The organism is Enterobacter vonholyi, from assembly GCF_040834095.1.
In the GTDB taxonomy this organism is placed as follows: Bacteria; Pseudomonadota; Gammaproteobacteria; order Enterobacterales; family Enterobacteriaceae; genus Enterobacter; species Enterobacter vonholyi.
In genome coordinates this window covers 2,920,801-2,937,035 of sequence record NZ_CP162152.1, presented here as the reverse complement: position 1 = coordinate 2,937,035, position 16,235 = coordinate 2,920,801, and the positions used below count along the sequence as shown (strand labels likewise).

Sequence of the window (16,235 nt, the reverse complement as noted above, 5' to 3'; positions counted from 1 at the left end):
GGAGATTATCTCCGGCTTTTTTGTTATTTCACCTGCTGGCCAGGCTTCGCGCCTTCGTCAGGGCTTAACAGGAAGATATCTTTCCCGCCAGGGCCTGCAGCCATCACCATCCCCTCAGAGATGCCGAAGCGCATTTTGCGCGGCGCCAGGTTCGCCACCATCACGGTCTGACGACCGATCAGCACCTGCGGGTCCGGGTAGGCTGAACGGATGCCGGAGAAGACGTTACGCTTCTCGCCGCCCAGATCCAGCGTCAGGCGCAGCAGCTTGTCAGAGCCTTCCACGAACTCCGCGTTCTCAATCAGCGCCACGCGCAGGTCGACTTTAGCGAAATCGTCGAAGGTAATGGTTTCCTGAATCGGATCGTCTGCCAGCGGGCCGGTGACCGGTGCCGCAGCCGCTTTAACCTCTTCTTTAGACGCTTCCACCAGGGCTTCAACCTGCTTCATCTCGATGCGGTTGTACAGCGCTTTAAAGGTGTTCACCTTGTGGCCGAGCAGCGGCTGCTGGATGGCATCCCAGGTCAGTTCGGTGTTCAGGAATGCTTCGGCACGGGCCGCCAGCTGTGGCAGAACCGGCTTCAGGTACGTCATCAGCACGCGGAACAGGTTGATGCCCATAGAGCAGATCGCCTGCAGATCGGCATCGCGACCTTCCTGTTTAGCGACAACCCACGGTGCCTGCTCGTCCACATAGCGGTTTGCCAGGTCGGCCAGCGCCATGATTTCGCGCACGGCTTTACCGAACTCACGAGTTTCCCACGCGTCGCCAATGGTAGCTGCCGCGTCGGTAAAGGTTTTGTACAGGGCAGGGTCAGCCAGTTCAGCCGCCATCACGCCGTCAAAGCGTTTGGCGATAAAGCCCGCGTTACGGGAGGCCAGGTTCACCACCTTGTTGACGATGTCCGCGTTCACGCGCTGCACGAAATCTTCCAGGTTCAGGTCGATATCGTCGATGCGGGAAGAGAGCTTCGCGGTGTAGTAGTAGCGCAGGCTGTCCGCATCGAAGTGGTTCAGCCAGGTGCTGGCTTTGATGAACGTACCGCGGGACTTGGACATCTTCGCGCCGTTGACCGTCACGTAACCGTGCACGAACAGGTTGGTAGGCTTGCGGAAGTTGCTGCCTTCCAGCATGGCCGGCCAGAACAGGCTGTGGAAGTAAACGATGTCTTTACCGATGAAGTGATACAGCTCGGCCGTGGAATCTTTCTTCCAGTATTCGTCGAAGCTGACGGTGTCGCCACGCTTGTCGCACAGGTTCTTGAAGGAGCCCATGTAGCCGATTGGCGCGTCCAGCCAGACGTAGAAGTATTTGCCCGGCGCGTTCGGGATTTCAAAGCCGAAGTACGGCGCATCGCGGGAGATATCCCACTGCTGCAGGCCAGATTCGAACCACTCCTGCATTTTGTTCGCCACCTGCTCCTGCAGCGCGCCGCTGCGGGTCCACGCCTGCAGCATTTCGCTGAAGGACGGCAGGTCGAAGAAGAAATGTTCGGAGTCACGCATGACAGGCGTGGCGCCAGAAACCACGGATTTCGGCTCGATAAGCTCGGTCGGGCTGTAGGTTGCGCCGCACACTTCGCAGTTATCGCCGTACTGGTCCGGGGATTTACATTTCGGACAGGTGCCTTTGACGAAACGGTCCGGCAGGAACATGCCTTTTTCCGGATCGTACAGCTGAGAGATGGTGCGGTTTTTGATAAAACCATTCTCTTTCAGACGGGTGTAGATCAGCTCCGACAGCTCGCGGTTTTCGTCGCTGTGCGTGGAGTGATAGTTGTCATAGCTGATGTCAAAGCCAGCAAAATCAGTCTGATGCTCCTGACTCATTTCGGCAATCATCTGCTCCGGGGAGATCCCCAGCTGCTGCGCTTTCAGCATGATAGGCGTGCCGTGGGCATCGTCCGCACAGATGAAATTAACCTCGTGGCCGCGCATTCGCTGGTAACGGACCCAGACATCAGCCTGGATATGCTCCAGCATGTGGCCGAGGTGGATTGAGCCGTTGGCGTACGGCAGTGCGCACGTTACCAGAATTTTCTTCGCGACTTGAGTCATAGTAGGCATTACTTCTTTTAACTGTGAAAAGGGTTTTCGATATTACCAAAAGGGGCATTATTAAGTAAGCACAAACCACGGCCTTTCAGGTAAACTTGTTCATCTAAGGTCTTATTCACAAGAACAAAGGAGTCGGGATGAGTTCTCAATCCCAGGCCAAATCACCGGAAGCCTTACGAGCAATGGTCGCCGGGACGCTGGCTAACTTTCAGCATCCAACCCTGAAGCACAATCTCACTACGCTGAAAGCGTTACACCACGTTGCCTGGCTGGACGATACCCTGCACATTGAGCTGCAGATGCCGTTCGTCTGGACCAGCGCCTTTGACGCACTGAAAGAGCAGACCAGCTCTGAGCTGCTGCGCATTACCGGCGCGAAGGCGATTGACTGGAAGCTGAGCCACAGCATTGCCACGCTGAAGCGTGTGAAAAACCAGCCTGGCGTGAACGGCGTGAAAAATATCATTGCCGTCAGCTCGGGTAAGGGTGGGGTAGGGAAATCCTCTACCGCCGTTAACCTGGCGCTCGCGCTGGCGGCGGAAGGGGCAAAGGTCGGCATTCTGGATGCGGATATCTACGGTCCGTCTATTCCGAACATGCTGGGTGCGGAAAACCAGCGTCCAACCTCGCCGGACGGCACCCACATGGCGCCAATCATGGCTCACGGTCTGGCGACCAACTCCATCGGTTATCTGGTGACTGACGATAACGCCATGGTCTGGCGCGGCCCGATGGCCAGCAAAGCGCTGCTGCAGATGCTGCAGGAGACGATGTGGCCGGATCTGGATTATCTGGTACTGGATATGCCGCCGGGCACCGGTGACATTCAGCTGACGCTGGCGCAAAACATTCCGGTCACGGGGGCCGTTGTGGTGACGACGCCGCAGGATATCGCGCTGATCGACGCCAAAAAAGGCATCGTAATGTTCGAGAAGGTGGAAGTGCCGGTGCTCGGTATCGTTGAGAACATGAGCATGCACATCTGCAGCAACTGCGGTCACCACGAACCTATCTTCGGTACCGGTGGCGCAGAAAAACTGGCCGCGAAGTATCACACCCAACTGCTTGGGCAGATGCCGCTGCACATTACCCTGCGTGAAGATTTGGACAGCGGAAAACCGACGGTCGTCAGCCGTCCGGACAGCGAATTTGCAGATATGTATCGCCAGCTGGCGGGACGCGTTGCGGCGCAGCTTTACTGGCAGGGCGAAGTGATCCCGGGCGAAATCGCGTTCCGCGCGGTGTAATACCTCTTCGCTTAGTGCCGGGTGGCGGCTTCGCCTTACCCGGCCTACGAAATACGGTTTTGTAGGTCAGGTAAGCGAAGCGCCACCTGACTTACTCTAGCCGATAATGCATCAGATAGTACTCTCCGTCCGGAGAATCACCCGTCGCCTCAATGTGCCAGCCGTGCCGCTGGTAAAACGCAATAGCCCGCGCATTCTTCACCAGACACTTAAGTGAACCCGTACTGGTAAACGTTTTCTGCACGTGTTCAAGCAACTCATGCCCGACGCCCATGCTCTGATACTGCGGATCTACAAACAGGTTGTGCAGGAAATTATCGTTCGTCCAGACGGAAGCAAAACCCAGGCGATGGCCGTTCTGCGTGGCAACCCAAATCATTTCGTCACGCGTTACCGCGTCAAAGTCTTCAAGCTGCCAGTCTGAACCGTCCAGCCATGGCCAGGCTTCACGCCGGGCGTGGAGGAAAAGCGTGCGCAGGAAAGGGCGATCGCTTTCCTGCCAGGGGCGAATCAGGATGGTATTAGCGGTGATAGAAAATATCTCCATTGTAGGCTTTGTAGATTTTGCCATCCGCATCGCCGATCAGCACATAGTTCTCGCCCATGTAGGTCCAGTGGGTTCCGGCATCCGGAGCCGGCAGGTTACGCAGCTGGTACTGTTTGATGGTGTACTCCGGCGTTTGATACTGCGCCGGCGCCGTGTCGCCAATTTTGAATTTCGTGAAGTCAGCGATGAACTCTTGTTCTTCATAGGCCTTGATGCCGGATGCCGCTTGTGGTGCTGCATTCGCCGCGCTTGCCAGAGACATCACGACACCCAGAAGCAGCCATTTACACTTAGCCATTTTTTCTCCAGTTGAACGGTTTTTAAGTTTGATTTTGCCTGTCAACAATACGGCAACCTGCCTATTTTAAATATCAGACTATGGCTTGTTCGAAAAAAAATGTAACAAAAATGAACCTACCTGATAACCGTTTTCCGTTTGGTAAGCCTCATCGATGAAAAGATCTTTACCAGCAAACAGACGCGACACTTCTTTACAGCATAGTGGTGTAATGCCCGCTAAGATGACCTTCGTTAAAACACGAGGTCACAATGGATAACCGCAAAATCAATCGACTGCGCCGCTGGGCGCGGGAAGGGATAATACTCGTTCTGCTGACGCTGGCCGTAGTGTGGGGTGTGGATCAATATCGAAAACCGATGCTCCCCGCCAGTTTTAGCGCAACACCGATGCAGAGCATCGACGGCAACATTCACGATATCGCGGCGCTCAGCCAGGAGCGCCCGCTGCTGATTTATGTCTGGGCCACCTGGTGCAGCATTTGCCGCTACACGACGCCTGCGGTTAATCAGCTGGCAGACGAGGGCGGGAACGTGGTGAGTATCGCCATGCGCTCTGGTGACAATGCAAAGCTTGCGCGCTGGGTTGATAAGAAACAGCTGAAAATGCCGGTGATTAACGATGCAAACGGTGCTTTGTCGCAGCAGTGGCATGTGAGCGTCACGCCAACGCTGGTGGTTGTGTCGAAGGGGAACGTTGTTAGTACCACAACGGGCTGGACGAGCTACTGGGGATTGAAAATCAGAATGTGGTGGGCAGGGCTGTAAAGATAACCCCTCTTCCGGCGGAAGAGGGGTTTTGTGTTACTTAGCCAGAACTTCCTGCGCGGTGCGCTCAACCAGAGACAGCAGGATTTTGATATCTTCCAGCGTCACGGTTGGGTTCAGCAGCGTCAGCTTCAGGCAGGTCACGCCGTTATGCTCGGTCACACCGACGTTCGCACGGCCGGATTCCAGCAGCGCGTCACCAATTTTCTGGTTCAGCAGGGCGATGCCAGCGTCATCCATCTGCACCTGACCGCGGAAGCGGAACAGAACGCTTGCCAGCTGCGGCTGCATAACCAGTTCCAGCGCAGGCTGAGCTTTCACGTAGGCCGCAACCTGCTGTGCCAGGGTCACGCCGTGATCGATGATCGCCGCGTATTGCTCCTGACCCAGCGCTTCCAGGCTCATCCACAGCTTCAGCGCGTCGAAACGACGGGTGGTCTGCAGCGATTTGGAGACCAGGTTAGGCACGCCTGCTTCTTCGTCGAACTCAGAGTTCAGGTAAGCCGCCTGATAGCGCATCAGCTCATAGTGACGCGCTTCTTTCAGCAGGAACGCGCCGCAGCTGATGGTCTGGAAGAACTGTTTATGGAAGTCCAGGGTCACTGAATCCACCAGCTCAATGCCGTCAAGGTAGTGACGATACTGCTCAGACATCAGCAGCGCGCCGCCCCAGGCCGCATCAACGTGTACCCAGATGTTCTGCTTAGCGGCCAGCTCTGCAATTGCACGCAGCGGGTCAATAGCACCGGCATCGGTTGTACCTGCCGTTGCGACGATCGCCAGAATCTGCTCGCCGTTCGCGTTGCACTGCTCAATTTTCGCCGCCAGATCGGTCAGATCCATGCGGGAGAATTCGTCCGTTTTCACCTGCACCACGGACTGGTAGCCCAGGCCCATCAGCGCCATGTTTTTCTGCACGGAGAAGTGCGCGTTCTCGGAGCACAGTACGCGGATCTTACGCAGATCGCCTACCAGGCCGTCCTGCTGAACGGAATGACCCTGACGCGCAAAGAACGCATCGCGCGCCAGCATCAGGCCCATCAGGTTGCTCTGGGTACCGCCGCTGGTGAAGACACCCGCGTCGCCAGCCTGATAACCCACGCGGGTACGCAGCCACTCGATCAGTTTGATCTCAATGATGGTTGCGGACGGGCTTTGATCCCAGGAGTCCATACTCTGGTTAGTGGCGTTGATCAGCACTTCCGCCGCCTGGCTTACGACCAGGCTTGGGCAGTGCAGGTGCGCCACACACTGCGGGTGATGAACGGACAGGCTGTCTTTCAGGAAGAACTCCACGGCGCGTTCAATCGCCGCTTCGTTGCCCAGCCCTTTCGGGTTGAAATCCAGCTTAATACGGTCGCGCAGTTCTGCGACCGTTTTGCCCTGGTACATCTCAGGCTGTTTCAGCCACTGCATCACAGCCTGAGTGCTTTGTTCGATCGCCTGCTGATAAGCTTCAATGCTCTGCGCAGAGGAGAACAAAATTGGGTTTGAATCAGACATCGTAATCAATAACTCCGGTTACGCCGGGCGAACGCCCGCAGCAAGCAGTGCCTGCTCAAATTTATCCAGGAAGATTTTCAGCTCTTCGTCGCTGATCAGCAGAGACGGCAGCAGACGCAGAACGATACCGTTACGGCCACCGCGCTCCAGAATCAGACCGGCTTCGAAGCACTTCTTCTGAATCAGTGCAGACAGCTCGCCGTCGCCCGGGAAGCAGCCCATGTGGTCAGCGGCTTCGTGTGGCTTAACGATCTCAATACCGATCATCATGCCCAGGCCGCGCACGTGGCCGATAACAGGATAGCGTTTCGCCATCTCTTTCAGCTGGCCTTTCAGCCATTCGCCCTGTGCAGCCACTTTGCCTGCGATGTTCTGGTCTTTCAGGATTTTCAGCGTCGTCAGACCGGTTGCCATCGCCAGCTGGTTGCCGCGGAAGGTACCGGTGTGGTGACCTGGCGCCCATGCGTCGAACTGCTTTTTGATACCGAGCACGGCCAGCGGCAGACCGCCACCTACGGCTTTAGACATCACGATAATGTCTGGCTCAATGCCCGCGTGTTCGAAGGCGAAGAATTTACCGGTACGGGCAAAGCCAGCCTGAACTTCGTCGAGGATCAGCAGAATGCCGTGTTCCTGAGTCACTTTACGGATGCGCTGCAGCCACTTAGCCGGAGCCGGGTTCACGCCGCCTTCGCCCTGAACGGCTTCCAGAATCACCGCAGCAGGTTTACGCACGCCGCTTTCAACGTCGTTGATCAGGTTATCGAAGTAGTAAGTCAGCGCTTTCACGCCCGCTTCACCACCGATACCCAGCGGGCAACGGTATTCGTGCGGGTAAGGCATGAACTGGACTTCTGGCATCATACCGTCAACCGCTTCTTTCGGAGACAGGTTGCCGGTCACGGACAGTGCGCCGTGAGTCATGCCGTGGTAACCACCAGAGAAGCTGATGATACCGCTACGACCGGTCACTTTTTTCGCCAGCTTCAGCGCCGCTTCAACGGCGTCAGCACCGGATGGACCGGTGAACTGCAGGCAGTACTCTTTGCCCTGACCAGGCAGCAGAGAGAGCAGGTATTCAGAAAACGCGTCTTTCAGAGGCGTAGTCAGATCCAGGGTATGTAACGGCAAGCCGCTGGTAATGACATTTTGGATGCTTTTCAGCACATCAGGATGGTTATGGCCAAGCGCAAGGGTCCCCGCGCCTGCTAAACAGTCAAGGTATTCTTTATTATCTGCATCGGTGATCCACACGCCTTCTGCTTTAGTGATGGCTAAAGGCAGTTTGCGCGGATAACTCCTGACGTTAGATTCAAACTCGGCCTGACGGGCCAGATAGGTTTCGTTGCTTTTGTGGGCATCTACGGTGTCAATACGGACTTTATCCGTCATCATATCACTCCTACAACCGCCGCTTCGTTATGAGCCACGATTGAATAAAAAGTTAAAAAACAGATGGGGGCCTGAAAAAAACGCCGCCAATATAGAGCCTTTTGCCACGGGGCTCAATGGTTAATTTGTTTACTGTTTTGTGACAGGCGGCTGTGGGGAGAAAATATCCCCATTTTTAAAAAGAAAATTGCATTTTATGCCAAATAAAAACAGCGCGTTACGGCCCGTTTACCCGGTGTGTAAAGACACAGAAAAGAGTGTGACAAAACGTGCCATCGAACGGCAAAAAAGAGGGGGGACGCTCCCTGTTTTTGCGTCATGGGCAAAAAAGCAGGCTTACGTTACATGCGCAACGGAATCACGCAGTAAAAATGGGCTTTCTACGCGCGTGGTTTCCAGATGCTCTTCACCGTTAATAATATGCAGGGCGCTCAGGCGACCAATTTCATAGTGCGGCAGTTGAACCGTCGTGAGTGGCGGCAGGAACAACTCTCCAATGCCCACCATATTGTCATAGCCGATAACGGCGACATCTTCCGGTATGCGAAGCCCTTGCCCCAGCAGCGTCTGATACACCATAAACGCGATACGATCGTTGCCGCAGATAACCGCGTCGAATCGGGGAATGCCATTCAGGATGTGAGCCAGCAATACTGACGGAATGTCGCGATAGTGCTCATCGCCGGGTGCCATATAGCTGTGCGCCAGGCCGTCCGGATCGAGCCCCGCTTCACGGCATGCACGCTCCAGCCCCTGACGACGACGGGTTGTGGCCAGATGCCCCGCAGGCAAATGCAGGCAGAGAGGGCGTCGATAACCCTGCGCGAGTAACGCCCGCACGGCGGTATATTGCCCCTGTTCATCATCGGGAATATAGCTGGCAACCTTTTCGCCGTCACTTTCGCAGTTGGCCAGCACGCAGGGAAGGGTGAGGAGTTTAGCCGGGAGAGGAACCTGACGTAGCCCCATGGTGGTGTAGATAATTCCGTCAGGCCGATGAGAGAGAAGAAGGTCGACAATGGCGTCCGGGTTGTCATCGGTAAACATATTCATCACGAAGCTGTTCCAGCCGTGCATTCTGGCCGTCTCTTCAATTGACAGCGTGATCTCCACCGAAAAAGGTGTCGTCACCGTATCGAGCGCCAGTACGCCTATGGTTTTAGGCGAGGCATGCGCGCCGCGAATTTTCTTGGCGGACAGGTCAGGAACGTAGCTGGTCTGCTCGATAGCCAGCTGAACGCGCGCCAGCGTTTCAGGTTTAAGGCGCTCCGGGCTATTCAGCGCGCGGGAGACCGTCATCAGCGATACGTTAGCCAGCTTTGCGACGTCCTTCAGGGAAGCCATTTTCTTACTCCGTTAATGCTCTGCGGGAAAGGGTATACAACTAAGTGGCTGATGTAAAAGGAAGGCTGATGCACAGGCCAGGCCATATTTAATCCAGTGATGAATATTTGATCGCGATCTCATTCTATCAATGTTAACGTTAACTTTCGTGATTAACATCTTAAATTTCCGCCAAACCGTATGAGAAAGCATAAATGTTAACGTTACCATAATGTCATTACTCCAATATGAGAATGTCATGATGAAAACGCATCACTCTCACAGCTACCCTTTATTAAGCGCATTACTGTTTTTCTTTTTTGTCACATGGTCATCTTCCGGCTCGTTGCTCTCTATCTGGCTCCATCAGGAGGTGGGGTTAAAGGCAGGGGATACGGGAGTCATCTATGCTGTGCTGTCCGTCTCCGCGCTGTGCGCGCAAATCTGCTACGGCTTCATTCAGGACAAGCTCGGCCTGCGCAAAAACCTGCTCTGGTTTCTGACCAGCCTGCTCATTCTTTCTGGCCCGGCCTTCCTGATGTTTGGTTATCTGCTGCAAATTAACGTGTTACTCGGCAGTATTTTCGGTGGGATTTATATCGGGCTGACGTTTAACGGCGGAATAGGGGTACTGGAGTCCTATACCGAGCGCGTGGCCCGCCAGAGCCAGTTTGAGTTCGGCAAGGCGAGGATGTGGGGATCGCTGGGCTGGGCGGCGGCAACCTTTTTTGCCGGGCTCCTGTTTAACATTAACCCGAAGCTGAACTTTGCTGTCGCGAGCTGCGCCGGGCTGGTGTTTTTTGTTTTGCTGGCGCGCCTAAGAGTCTCTTCGGCCCCGCACGCCATGCAGGAGGCGGTATCCGGCGGTAAGGTCACGCTGGAAGATGCCTTGCGCCTGCTGACGCTACCGCGGTTCTGGGCGCTGGTGTTTTTTGTTATCGGCACCTGTATTTATGGCGTCTACGACCAGCAGTTCCCGGTCTATTTCTCCTCACAGTTCCCGACGCTGCAGGAAGGAAACGCCATGTACGGCTATCTCAACTCCTTCCAGGTTTTCCTTGAGGCGGCGGGCATGTTTTGCGCCCCGTGGCTGGTGAATCGTCTCGGTGCGAAAAACGGCCTGATTTTCGCCGGAATGGTGATGGCGATGCGTATGGTGGCATCGGGTCTGGTTGAGGGACCGGTGTTGATCTCCATTACCAAGCTATTGCACGCGGTTGAGCTGCCCGTTTTGCTGGTCTCCATCTTTAAATACAACAGCCTGCATTTTGATAAGCGACTCTCTTCCACCCTCTATCTGGTGGGCTTTGCCTGTACAAGCTCGGTGATTGCCTCGGTGCTGTCGCCGCTGGCAGGTTACAGCTATGAGAAATACGGCTTTGCCCAGTCCTATCTCATCATGGGGCTACTGGTCTTCAGCACCACGTTTATCTCCATCTTCCTGTTGCGCTCGGGTAAGTCCTCTTCTGACCCGCTCATGCCGCAACCTTCCACCATCTGATCAAAGAGTAGAGAAATGACGTATTCCATTACGAAAGCAGAACAGGAACTTCAGTCCAGACGCGAAGGGCTTAACCTGCGCTGGTATCCCCGTTACCACCTCGCTGCGCGAGCTGGCTGGATGAACGACCCTAATGGCCTGGTGTGGTTTGACGGCTGGTATCACGCGTTTTACCAGCATCATCCGTATTCGACCCAGTGGGGGCCGATGCACTGGGGCCATGCGCGCAGCAAGGATTTAGTTCACTGGGAACACCTCCCGGTTGCTCTCGCCCCGGAAGGGCCAGACGACAAGGACGGCTGTTTTTCTGGCTCGGCGGTGGTGGATGGCGACATGCTGGCGCTGATCTACACCGGCCACAAATTCCACGGCGATCCTGGCGATGAGGCTAATCTCTACCAGGTTCAGTGCCTGGCAACCAGCCGTGACGGCATCCAGTTTGTGCGGCACGGGACAGTCATTAATACACCGCCCGGGCTGCATCACTTCCGCGATCCGAAGGTATGGCGTGAAGGGACGTGGTGGTACATGGTCGTGGGTGCGCGCGAAGGAGATACGGGCCAGGTGCGTGTGTACCGGTCTGCCGATCTGCGCGAGTGGCAGGACAGGGGCGTGCTCGCGGTGGCTGAAAAAGAGATGGGTTATATGTGGGAATGCCCGGACTTTTTTACCCTCAACGGTAAACGCGTGCTGATGTTCTCACCTCAGGGACTCACCGCAGACGGATTTAATCATCGCAATCTTTTCCAGAGCGGCTACCTGGTAGGTGAATGGCAGCCTGATCAGCCCTTTGTGCCTGAAGGTGAGTTTGTGGAGATGGATCGCGGGCATGATTTCTATGCGCCGCAAAGTTTCCTGACTCCTGACGGCCGCCGTATTGTTATCGGCTGGCTGGACATGTGGGAATCGCCCCTGCCGGAACAGCAGGATGGCTGGGCGGGTATGCTTTCTTTACCGCGCGAGCTGACGCTGAGTGCGGATAACCATCTGCAAATGCGACCGGCCAGAGAAGTTGAAGCCCTGCGCGGGGCGTGGTTCCCCTGGCCGATAAGTACACTTAATAACCAGCAGATGACGCTGGTGGAACACTGCGATGCGATGGAGGTCATTCTGCAATGGGATTGCACGAATAGCAGCGCGGAGCAATACGGCATTCGTCTCGGCGACGGCCTACGCCTCTATGTTGATGCCCAGATGCAGCGCCTGGTGCTGGAGCGACACTATCCACAGTATGGCCTGTGCGGTACCCGAAGCGTCGCGCTTAACCTGAACGACGCGCTCAGCCTGCGCCTGTTCTTTGACTGCTCTTCGGTGGAAGTGTTTGTTAACGAAGGTGAGGCGTGCCTCAGCAGCCGTATTTATCCTGATGCCGACTGCCGCGAGCTGGCGTTATTTGCCTGGACGGGAGGAGCATCGCTTATTCATGGCGGGGCGTGGCAGTTAGAGTAAATCTGTATTTAGTCATGAGCTAAAATAAAGCCCCATACAAATGGGGCTATGTAAATCTTATCAGGAGGGAGCGTAGTCCTAAGATCACATTTTTGATAATTGTGCGTTTACGACTCTCTCTTTTTCGACAACCAGCTGCATAATATAGCTATCCTTGTGCCATAAACCCTTATTTGGCTTCCAGCCTTTCGAAAGCAGATATTCAGCAGCATCAGATATTGGCTTATTCATAACGCGATCCGCTTCACCTGAAAACTGTTTAACATCGCCGCTTGCTTTGGCAGGCTTGCTGTCACAACGACCCGCAGCATCCATAACCTGAGTGCAGCCTTCAGGAAAATGCTTATGTGCTGATTGTGCAAGTTGAGCAGCATTCTCCAAAGCCTGTTTTTCTGCAGCAGCGTTAATGGCTGATGTGCGGTTTTGCTCTGCAATATAACAAGCGTCTTTACTCACCCCCTTGCTTTGACAATCCGCCATCCGTTGCGCTGGTGAGGAACACGCAGTAAGAGATAATACAGCCGCTATCATCATTAACTTTTTCATTATTGCCTCAGTAATTGCAATTATAAATATAGGTGCCTAACATCAAGCCGATCCATATCCCTAATAAAATAAAAGTGAGATACAAAACAGCGGAGATAAAAATGTACTTTGTCATTTTCTTTGCGAGCAGCAATGTATTGAGTTATAGCCAGCTGATTAAAACTCATGGGCGATTTTTTTTAGAACACTGGCATTTTATTTTAATACTGTAACATCACCATCCGTAAGATGCGGACGCCGCAACAATTTCATCACCGTTGGATGTACCTGATGTAGAGAGGGTAGCAGCTACATTCTCAGCGAACTTATGACGGTAGCCGATTGCATAACCTTGCGCATCTTTGAAGTTGGCAGCACCGACGGCAACCGCGTTATCTGTATCAACGTAATGCAAACCAGCAAGAGAAGCAGCGCCAGCGATACCAGCACGATATTCCTTGCGATCCTCATTCTGCTGATTCTCCAGAGAAGAGAACTTAGCGTTATTTTGACTCTCTAACGCAGTAATACGTGATTCATGATTCGCTAATTGTGCGCTGTGATTCTGAATCGTCGCTTCCTGTGTTTGCTGGCGTGACTGAACGGTAGCAACAGCAGCTTTATTCGCTGCGGCTACCGTTTGTGCATCGACAGCTAAAGATTGCGCATAAGCGCCCGTATTAAATGCCTGAGTCGCTTTGCCAGAGGCATCCTGAAGTGCTTGATCTTGTCTATCCTGATCGGCGTTGAAAATGCTTTTATCGACCTTACTTGCTAGCGCTTGAGTGTTGGCGTCTGCTTTGTTGTTCGCATTGGTCGCGGTGATGTCAGTTTTATCTACTCTCGTGTTTGTATCAATGATTGCTTGACCGTTAGTAATAACGCCTTGTAAAGCCGCATCTGCTTTATTATTAGTGTTATCAATCAATATATTCTGTTTGTTATCAGTGATTGTCTGATCTGCTTTGTAATCGTCGATTTTCTGATTAAGGATAGCGTTAGCTTGAGTGTTAGCATTTACGCCATCTTGAGCGGTGTTAGCTGTATCTTGTGCTTTATTAATAGCTGTATTTGCTCTGTCAATATCGCCCTGAAGGTTATAGATTTGCCCGTCTTGCTTAATGTTACTCCCCTCGATGTTATCAAGGTTATAGGCGGTTTTATCGGTACCCTGAATTTGAATGTGAGCACCTGGATTGTTGACGTTATCGTCAAGGTTTATGTTTACTTCCGCAGCATTTGCAGTATTCATTGAACCAGCAAACACAAAACCAAAAACAGCGATAGCTGTTGTATTTAAATAGTTCATTTTAAAGCTCTCATCATCACTACAAGAAAAAATAAAGTAAGGGCGCTATCCTGGCGGGAAGATACAACGTCTTGTTATATCTGAAATAATTCACAATTAACGTTGAAAATTTTGGTTTGATAACTTATTTCGTAACGTGCAGTAACTATCTATGAATGTGTAATTTTGATTATTGATCTAAATCATAAATAGCAGGAATAGCTAAACGAGTCATTCCAGAAAAGCTCGGCTTAATAATCTTATAATACAATAAGATAGCGATTCATGATGGATGAGAGCCAAATTAGATATAAAACACCAATACATTAAATGTATTTAAGTGTTTTGATTAAAATTGGTTAATAATACACATAACAGTTTATGTAAATTTATGGGTTTTTGCCGATTATTTATTATCGAATCTTTCGCTAGCTTCGAATGAAATGAAATCAGCTCATTTTTGTTACGGGATATACCAGGAAAAAATATTTATGTTGAAGATGCTAGCGAAAAAGTGTTTAGGGAGATTCATAACGCGATCGCTGCCGTGATAAATCAAAACCCCTTGCGCCTGACCTGTGGCCACGGTTACACTGATTGAGAACATTGATTTCAATAAATCATTGTTTTAAAAGTATTTTGACTCGGGGTGCCCTTCCTTGTGAAGGCTGAGAAATACCCGTATTACCTGATCTGGATAATGCCAGCGTAGGGAAGTCAGATGCCTTCCCGGTCATCGCTTCTTCACGCAAGGCAGGAGCGAACCCATGCAGCCTGACCTGCTCGATTTACACGTTTTACATCACTTCCGCACCCGTTCTCCGCTGACCCATTGTATGACCAATGATGTCGTACAGACCTTTACGGCCAACGTTCTGCTGGCGCTTGGCGCATCACCCGCGATGGTGATTGAGGCCGAAGAGGCCGAGCAGTTTGCTGCGATCGCCGATGCGCTGCTGGTCAACGTTGGCACGCTGACCTCGCCGCGGGCCCAGTCGATGCGGCGGGCGATTGAGAGCGCGGTGGCGGCAGGAAAGCCCTGGACGCTGGACCCGGTTGCCGTGGGCGCCCTGACGTTCCGCACCCGGTTTTGCCATCAAATTCTTGCTCTGAAACCGGCTGCCATTCGCGGCAATGCCTCTGAAATCCTTGCTCTTGCCGGGATGAGCCCGGGTGGGCGCGGCGTTGATACGACCGATACCGCCGCCAGCGCGGTGCCCGCTGCACAGGCGCTGGCCCGCCAGACCAATGCCGTTGTGGTCGTCACCGGCGAGGTGGATTACATCACGGACGGGCAACGTACTCGAACGGTTACCGGCGGCGATCCGCTGATGACGCGCGTGGTAGGCACCGGATGCGCGCTTTCTGCCGTTGTGGCGGCGAGCTGTTCGCTGCCGGGTGACCGGCTGGATAACATTGCTGCCGTCTGCGGATGGATGAAGCGAGCCGGAACGGTCGCGGTTGCGCAGTCGCGTGGCCCGGGCAGTTTTGCCAGCGCGTTCCTCGACGCGCTCTATACGCTGGAGGAGCAGGCATGAAGCGGATTAACGCCCTGACCATTGCCGGCACCGATCCCAGCGGCGGCGCGGGTATCCAGGCTGACCTCAAAACATTCTCGGCCCTTGGCGCGTACGGCTGCTCGGTCATTACCGCGCTGGTGGCGCAAAACACGCGCGGCGTGCAGTCGGTCTACCGTATCGAGCCAGATTTTGTTGCCGCACAGCTGGATTCTGTGTTCAGCGACGTGCGCATCGATACCACCAAGATCGGCATGCTGGCCGAGACGGATATTGTGGAAGCGGTGGCCGAGCGGCTTAAACGCTATCAGGTGCAAAACGTGGTGCTGGATACCGTCATGCTGGCAAAAAGCGGCGACCCGCTGCTTTCGGCCTCCGCCGTGGAGACGCTGCGTACAAAACTGCTGCCGCAGGTGGCGCTTATCACGCCCAATCTGCCGGAAGCCGCCGCGTTGTTAGGCACATCGCATGCGCAAACTGAACGCGAGATGAAAGCGCAGGGAAACGCGCTGCTGGCGATGGGCTGCGGCGCGGTGCTGATGAAGGGCGGTCATCTTGACGACGCTGAAAGCCCGGACTGGCTCTTTACCCGCGATGGCGAAGTACGTTTTACCGCGCCGCGCGTGCAGACCAAAAACACCCACGGCACGGGCTGCACGCTCTCCGCCGCGCTGGCGGCGCTGCGTCCCCGGCATGAAGGCTGGGCCGATACGGTTAGCGAAGCGAAAGCCTGGCTCTCGGCGGCGCTGGCAAAAGCCGATACTCTGGAAGTCGGTCACGGTATTGGGCCGGTTCATCATTTTCATGCATGGTGGTAACCC

14 protein-coding genes and 1 riboswitch are annotated in these 16,235 nt (G+C 53.9%); of the genes, 6 read left to right on the top strand and 8 right to left on the bottom strand.

What is annotated here, in order from left to right; genetic code table 11:
- Positions 1-23: 23 nt before the first annotated feature.
- Entirely contained in the window at positions 24-2,057 is a 2,034-nt protein-coding gene (metG, locus tag AB3N39_RS13820) for a methionine--tRNA ligase (protein WP_047652495.1), read from the bottom strand.
- A 137-nt stretch (positions 2,058-2,194) separates the two neighbouring features.
- Between metG and apbC the strand changes: the two genes are divergently transcribed.
- The gene (apbC, locus tag AB3N39_RS13815; RefSeq protein WP_127731658.1) at positions 2,195-3,304 is read left to right on the top strand and encodes an iron-sulfur cluster carrier protein ApbC; all 1,110 of its coding nucleotides are present in this window, start codon (positions 2,195-2,197) and stop codon (positions 3,302-3,304) included.
- Between the two features lie 91 nt (positions 3,305-3,395).
- Here the strand turns inward: apbC and AB3N39_RS13810 are convergent, their stop codons facing one another.
- Together AB3N39_RS13810 and AB3N39_RS13805 are read right to left on the bottom strand one after the other, a co-directional pair.
- The gene (locus AB3N39_RS13810; protein WP_367896814.1) at positions 3,396-3,875 is read right to left on the bottom strand and encodes a GNAT family N-acetyltransferase; all 480 of its coding nucleotides are present in this window, start codon (positions 3,873-3,875) and stop codon (positions 3,396-3,398) included.
- Complete coding sequence (locus AB3N39_RS13805; RefSeq protein ID WP_048992494.1) at positions 3,826-4,149, bottom strand: RcnB family protein; 324 nt, start codon at positions 4,147-4,149, stop codon at positions 3,826-3,828. The genes AB3N39_RS13810 and AB3N39_RS13805 overlap by 50 nt, the downstream gene beginning before the upstream one ends.
- A 251-nt stretch (positions 4,150-4,400) precedes the next feature.
- Between AB3N39_RS13805 and AB3N39_RS13800 the strand changes: the two genes are divergently transcribed.
- Positions 4,401-4,916 (top strand): protein disulfide oxidoreductase, encoded by a 516-nt coding sequence (locus AB3N39_RS13800; RefSeq protein ID WP_133294797.1) that lies wholly within the window; start codon positions 4,401-4,403, stop codon positions 4,914-4,916.
- Between the two features lie 36 nt (positions 4,917-4,952).
- Here the strand turns inward: AB3N39_RS13800 and AB3N39_RS13795 are convergent, their stop codons facing one another.
- The 3 genes from AB3N39_RS13795 to AB3N39_RS13785 form a co-directional block, all read right to left on the bottom strand.
- Positions 4,953-6,419: an aspartate aminotransferase family protein gene (locus tag AB3N39_RS13795; RefSeq protein WP_126330746.1), complete on the bottom strand. Its 1,467-nt coding sequence runs from the start codon at positions 6,417-6,419 to the stop codon at positions 4,953-4,955.
- An 18-nt stretch (positions 6,420-6,437) separates the two neighbouring features.
- Positions 6,438-7,814 (bottom strand): diaminobutyrate--2-oxoglutarate transaminase, encoded by a 1,377-nt coding sequence (locus AB3N39_RS13790; RefSeq protein WP_133294795.1) that lies wholly within the window; start codon positions 7,812-7,814, stop codon positions 6,438-6,440.
- Positions 7,815-8,147: 333 nt separating this feature from the next.
- Entirely contained in the window at positions 8,148-9,155 is a 1,008-nt protein-coding gene (locus tag AB3N39_RS13785) for a LacI family DNA-binding transcriptional regulator (protein WP_136195417.1), read from the bottom strand.
- Between the two features lie 238 nt (positions 9,156-9,393).
- On the opposite strand from AB3N39_RS13785, the gene AB3N39_RS13780 reads away from it, so the two are divergent.
- Positions 9,394-10,635 (top strand): MFS transporter, encoded by a 1,242-nt coding sequence (locus AB3N39_RS13780; protein ID WP_045355480.1) that lies wholly within the window; start codon positions 9,394-9,396, stop codon positions 10,633-10,635.
- Between the two features lie 15 nt (positions 10,636-10,650).
- The gene (locus AB3N39_RS13775) at positions 10,651-12,084 is read left to right on the top strand and encodes a glycoside hydrolase family 32 protein (RefSeq protein WP_367896813.1); all 1,434 of its coding nucleotides are present in this window, start codon (positions 10,651-10,653) and stop codon (positions 12,082-12,084) included.
- Positions 12,085-12,168: 84 nt separating this feature from the next.
- Here AB3N39_RS13775 and AB3N39_RS13770 read toward each other — a convergent pair whose 3' ends face one another.
- A complete protein-coding gene (locus AB3N39_RS13770) occupies positions 12,169-12,630 on the bottom strand; it encodes a hypothetical protein (protein ID WP_367896812.1) in 462 nt (153 codons plus the stop codon).
- Positions 12,631-12,844: 214 nt separating this feature from the next.
- Positions 12,845-13,918 (bottom strand): YadA C-terminal domain-containing protein, encoded by a 1,074-nt coding sequence (locus AB3N39_RS13765; RefSeq protein WP_063408455.1) that lies wholly within the window; start codon positions 13,916-13,918, stop codon positions 12,845-12,847.
- A 614-nt stretch (positions 13,919-14,532) separates the two neighbouring features.
- Positions 14,533-14,629: riboswitch (TPP riboswitch) on the top strand.
- A gap of 35 nt (positions 14,630-14,664) precedes the next feature.
- Between AB3N39_RS13765 and thiM the strand changes: the two genes are divergently transcribed.
- On the top strand, positions 14,665-15,435 hold the full coding sequence (gene thiM, locus AB3N39_RS13760; protein WP_143345310.1) for a hydroxyethylthiazole kinase: 771 nt from the start codon (positions 14,665-14,667) through the stop codon (positions 15,433-15,435).
- Positions 15,432-16,232 (top strand): bifunctional hydroxymethylpyrimidine kinase/phosphomethylpyrimidine kinase, encoded by an 801-nt coding sequence (gene thiD, locus AB3N39_RS13755; RefSeq protein WP_115875817.1) that lies wholly within the window; start codon positions 15,432-15,434, stop codon positions 16,230-16,232. Before thiM ends, thiD begins: the two co-directional genes overlap by 4 nt.
- Positions 16,233-16,235: the final 3 nt, after the last annotated feature.

Excerpts from the sequence above, each read along its gene's own strand:
- AB3N39_RS13770 (WP_367896812.1), bottom strand. The coding sequence starts at position 12,630 with ATGAAAAAGTTAATGATGATAGCGGCTGTATTATCTCTTACTGCGTGT.
- AB3N39_RS13795 (WP_126330746.1), bottom strand. The coding sequence starts at position 6,419 with ATGTCTGATTCAAACCCAATTTTGTTCTCCTCTGCGCAGAGCATTGAA.
- AB3N39_RS13810 (WP_367896814.1), bottom strand. The coding sequence starts at position 3,875 with ATGGCAAAATCTACAAAGCCTACAATGGAGATATTTTCTATCACCGCT.
- metG (WP_047652495.1), bottom strand. The coding sequence starts at position 2,057 with ATGACTCAAGTCGCGAAGAAAATTCTGGTAACGTGCGCACTGCCGTAC.
- thiM (WP_143345310.1), top strand. The coding sequence starts at position 14,665 with ATGCAGCCTGACCTGCTCGATTTACACGTTTTACATCACTTCCGCACC.
- AB3N39_RS13785 (WP_136195417.1), bottom strand. The coding sequence starts at position 9,155 with ATGGCTTCCCTGAAGGACGTCGCAAAGCTGGCTAACGTATCGCTGATG.
- AB3N39_RS13775 (WP_367896813.1), top strand. The coding sequence starts at position 10,651 with ATGACGTATTCCATTACGAAAGCAGAACAGGAACTTCAGTCCAGACGC.
- AB3N39_RS13805 (WP_048992494.1), bottom strand. The coding sequence starts at position 4,149 with ATGGCTAAGTGTAAATGGCTGCTTCTGGGTGTCGTGATGTCTCTGGCA.
- thiD (WP_115875817.1), top strand. The coding sequence starts at position 15,432 with ATGAAGCGGATTAACGCCCTGACCATTGCCGGCACCGATCCCAGCGGC.
- AB3N39_RS13780 (WP_045355480.1), top strand. The coding sequence starts at position 9,394 with ATGATGAAAACGCATCACTCTCACAGCTACCCTTTATTAAGCGCATTA.
- AB3N39_RS13800 (WP_133294797.1), top strand. The coding sequence starts at position 4,401 with ATGGATAACCGCAAAATCAATCGACTGCGCCGCTGGGCGCGGGAAGGG.
- apbC (WP_127731658.1), top strand. The coding sequence starts at position 2,195 with ATGAGTTCTCAATCCCAGGCCAAATCACCGGAAGCCTTACGAGCAATG.
- AB3N39_RS13765 (WP_063408455.1), bottom strand. The coding sequence starts at position 13,918 with ATGAACTATTTAAATACAACAGCTATCGCTGTTTTTGGTTTTGTGTTT.
- AB3N39_RS13790 (WP_133294795.1), bottom strand. The coding sequence starts at position 7,814 with ATGATGACGGATAAAGTCCGTATTGACACCGTAGATGCCCACAAAAGC.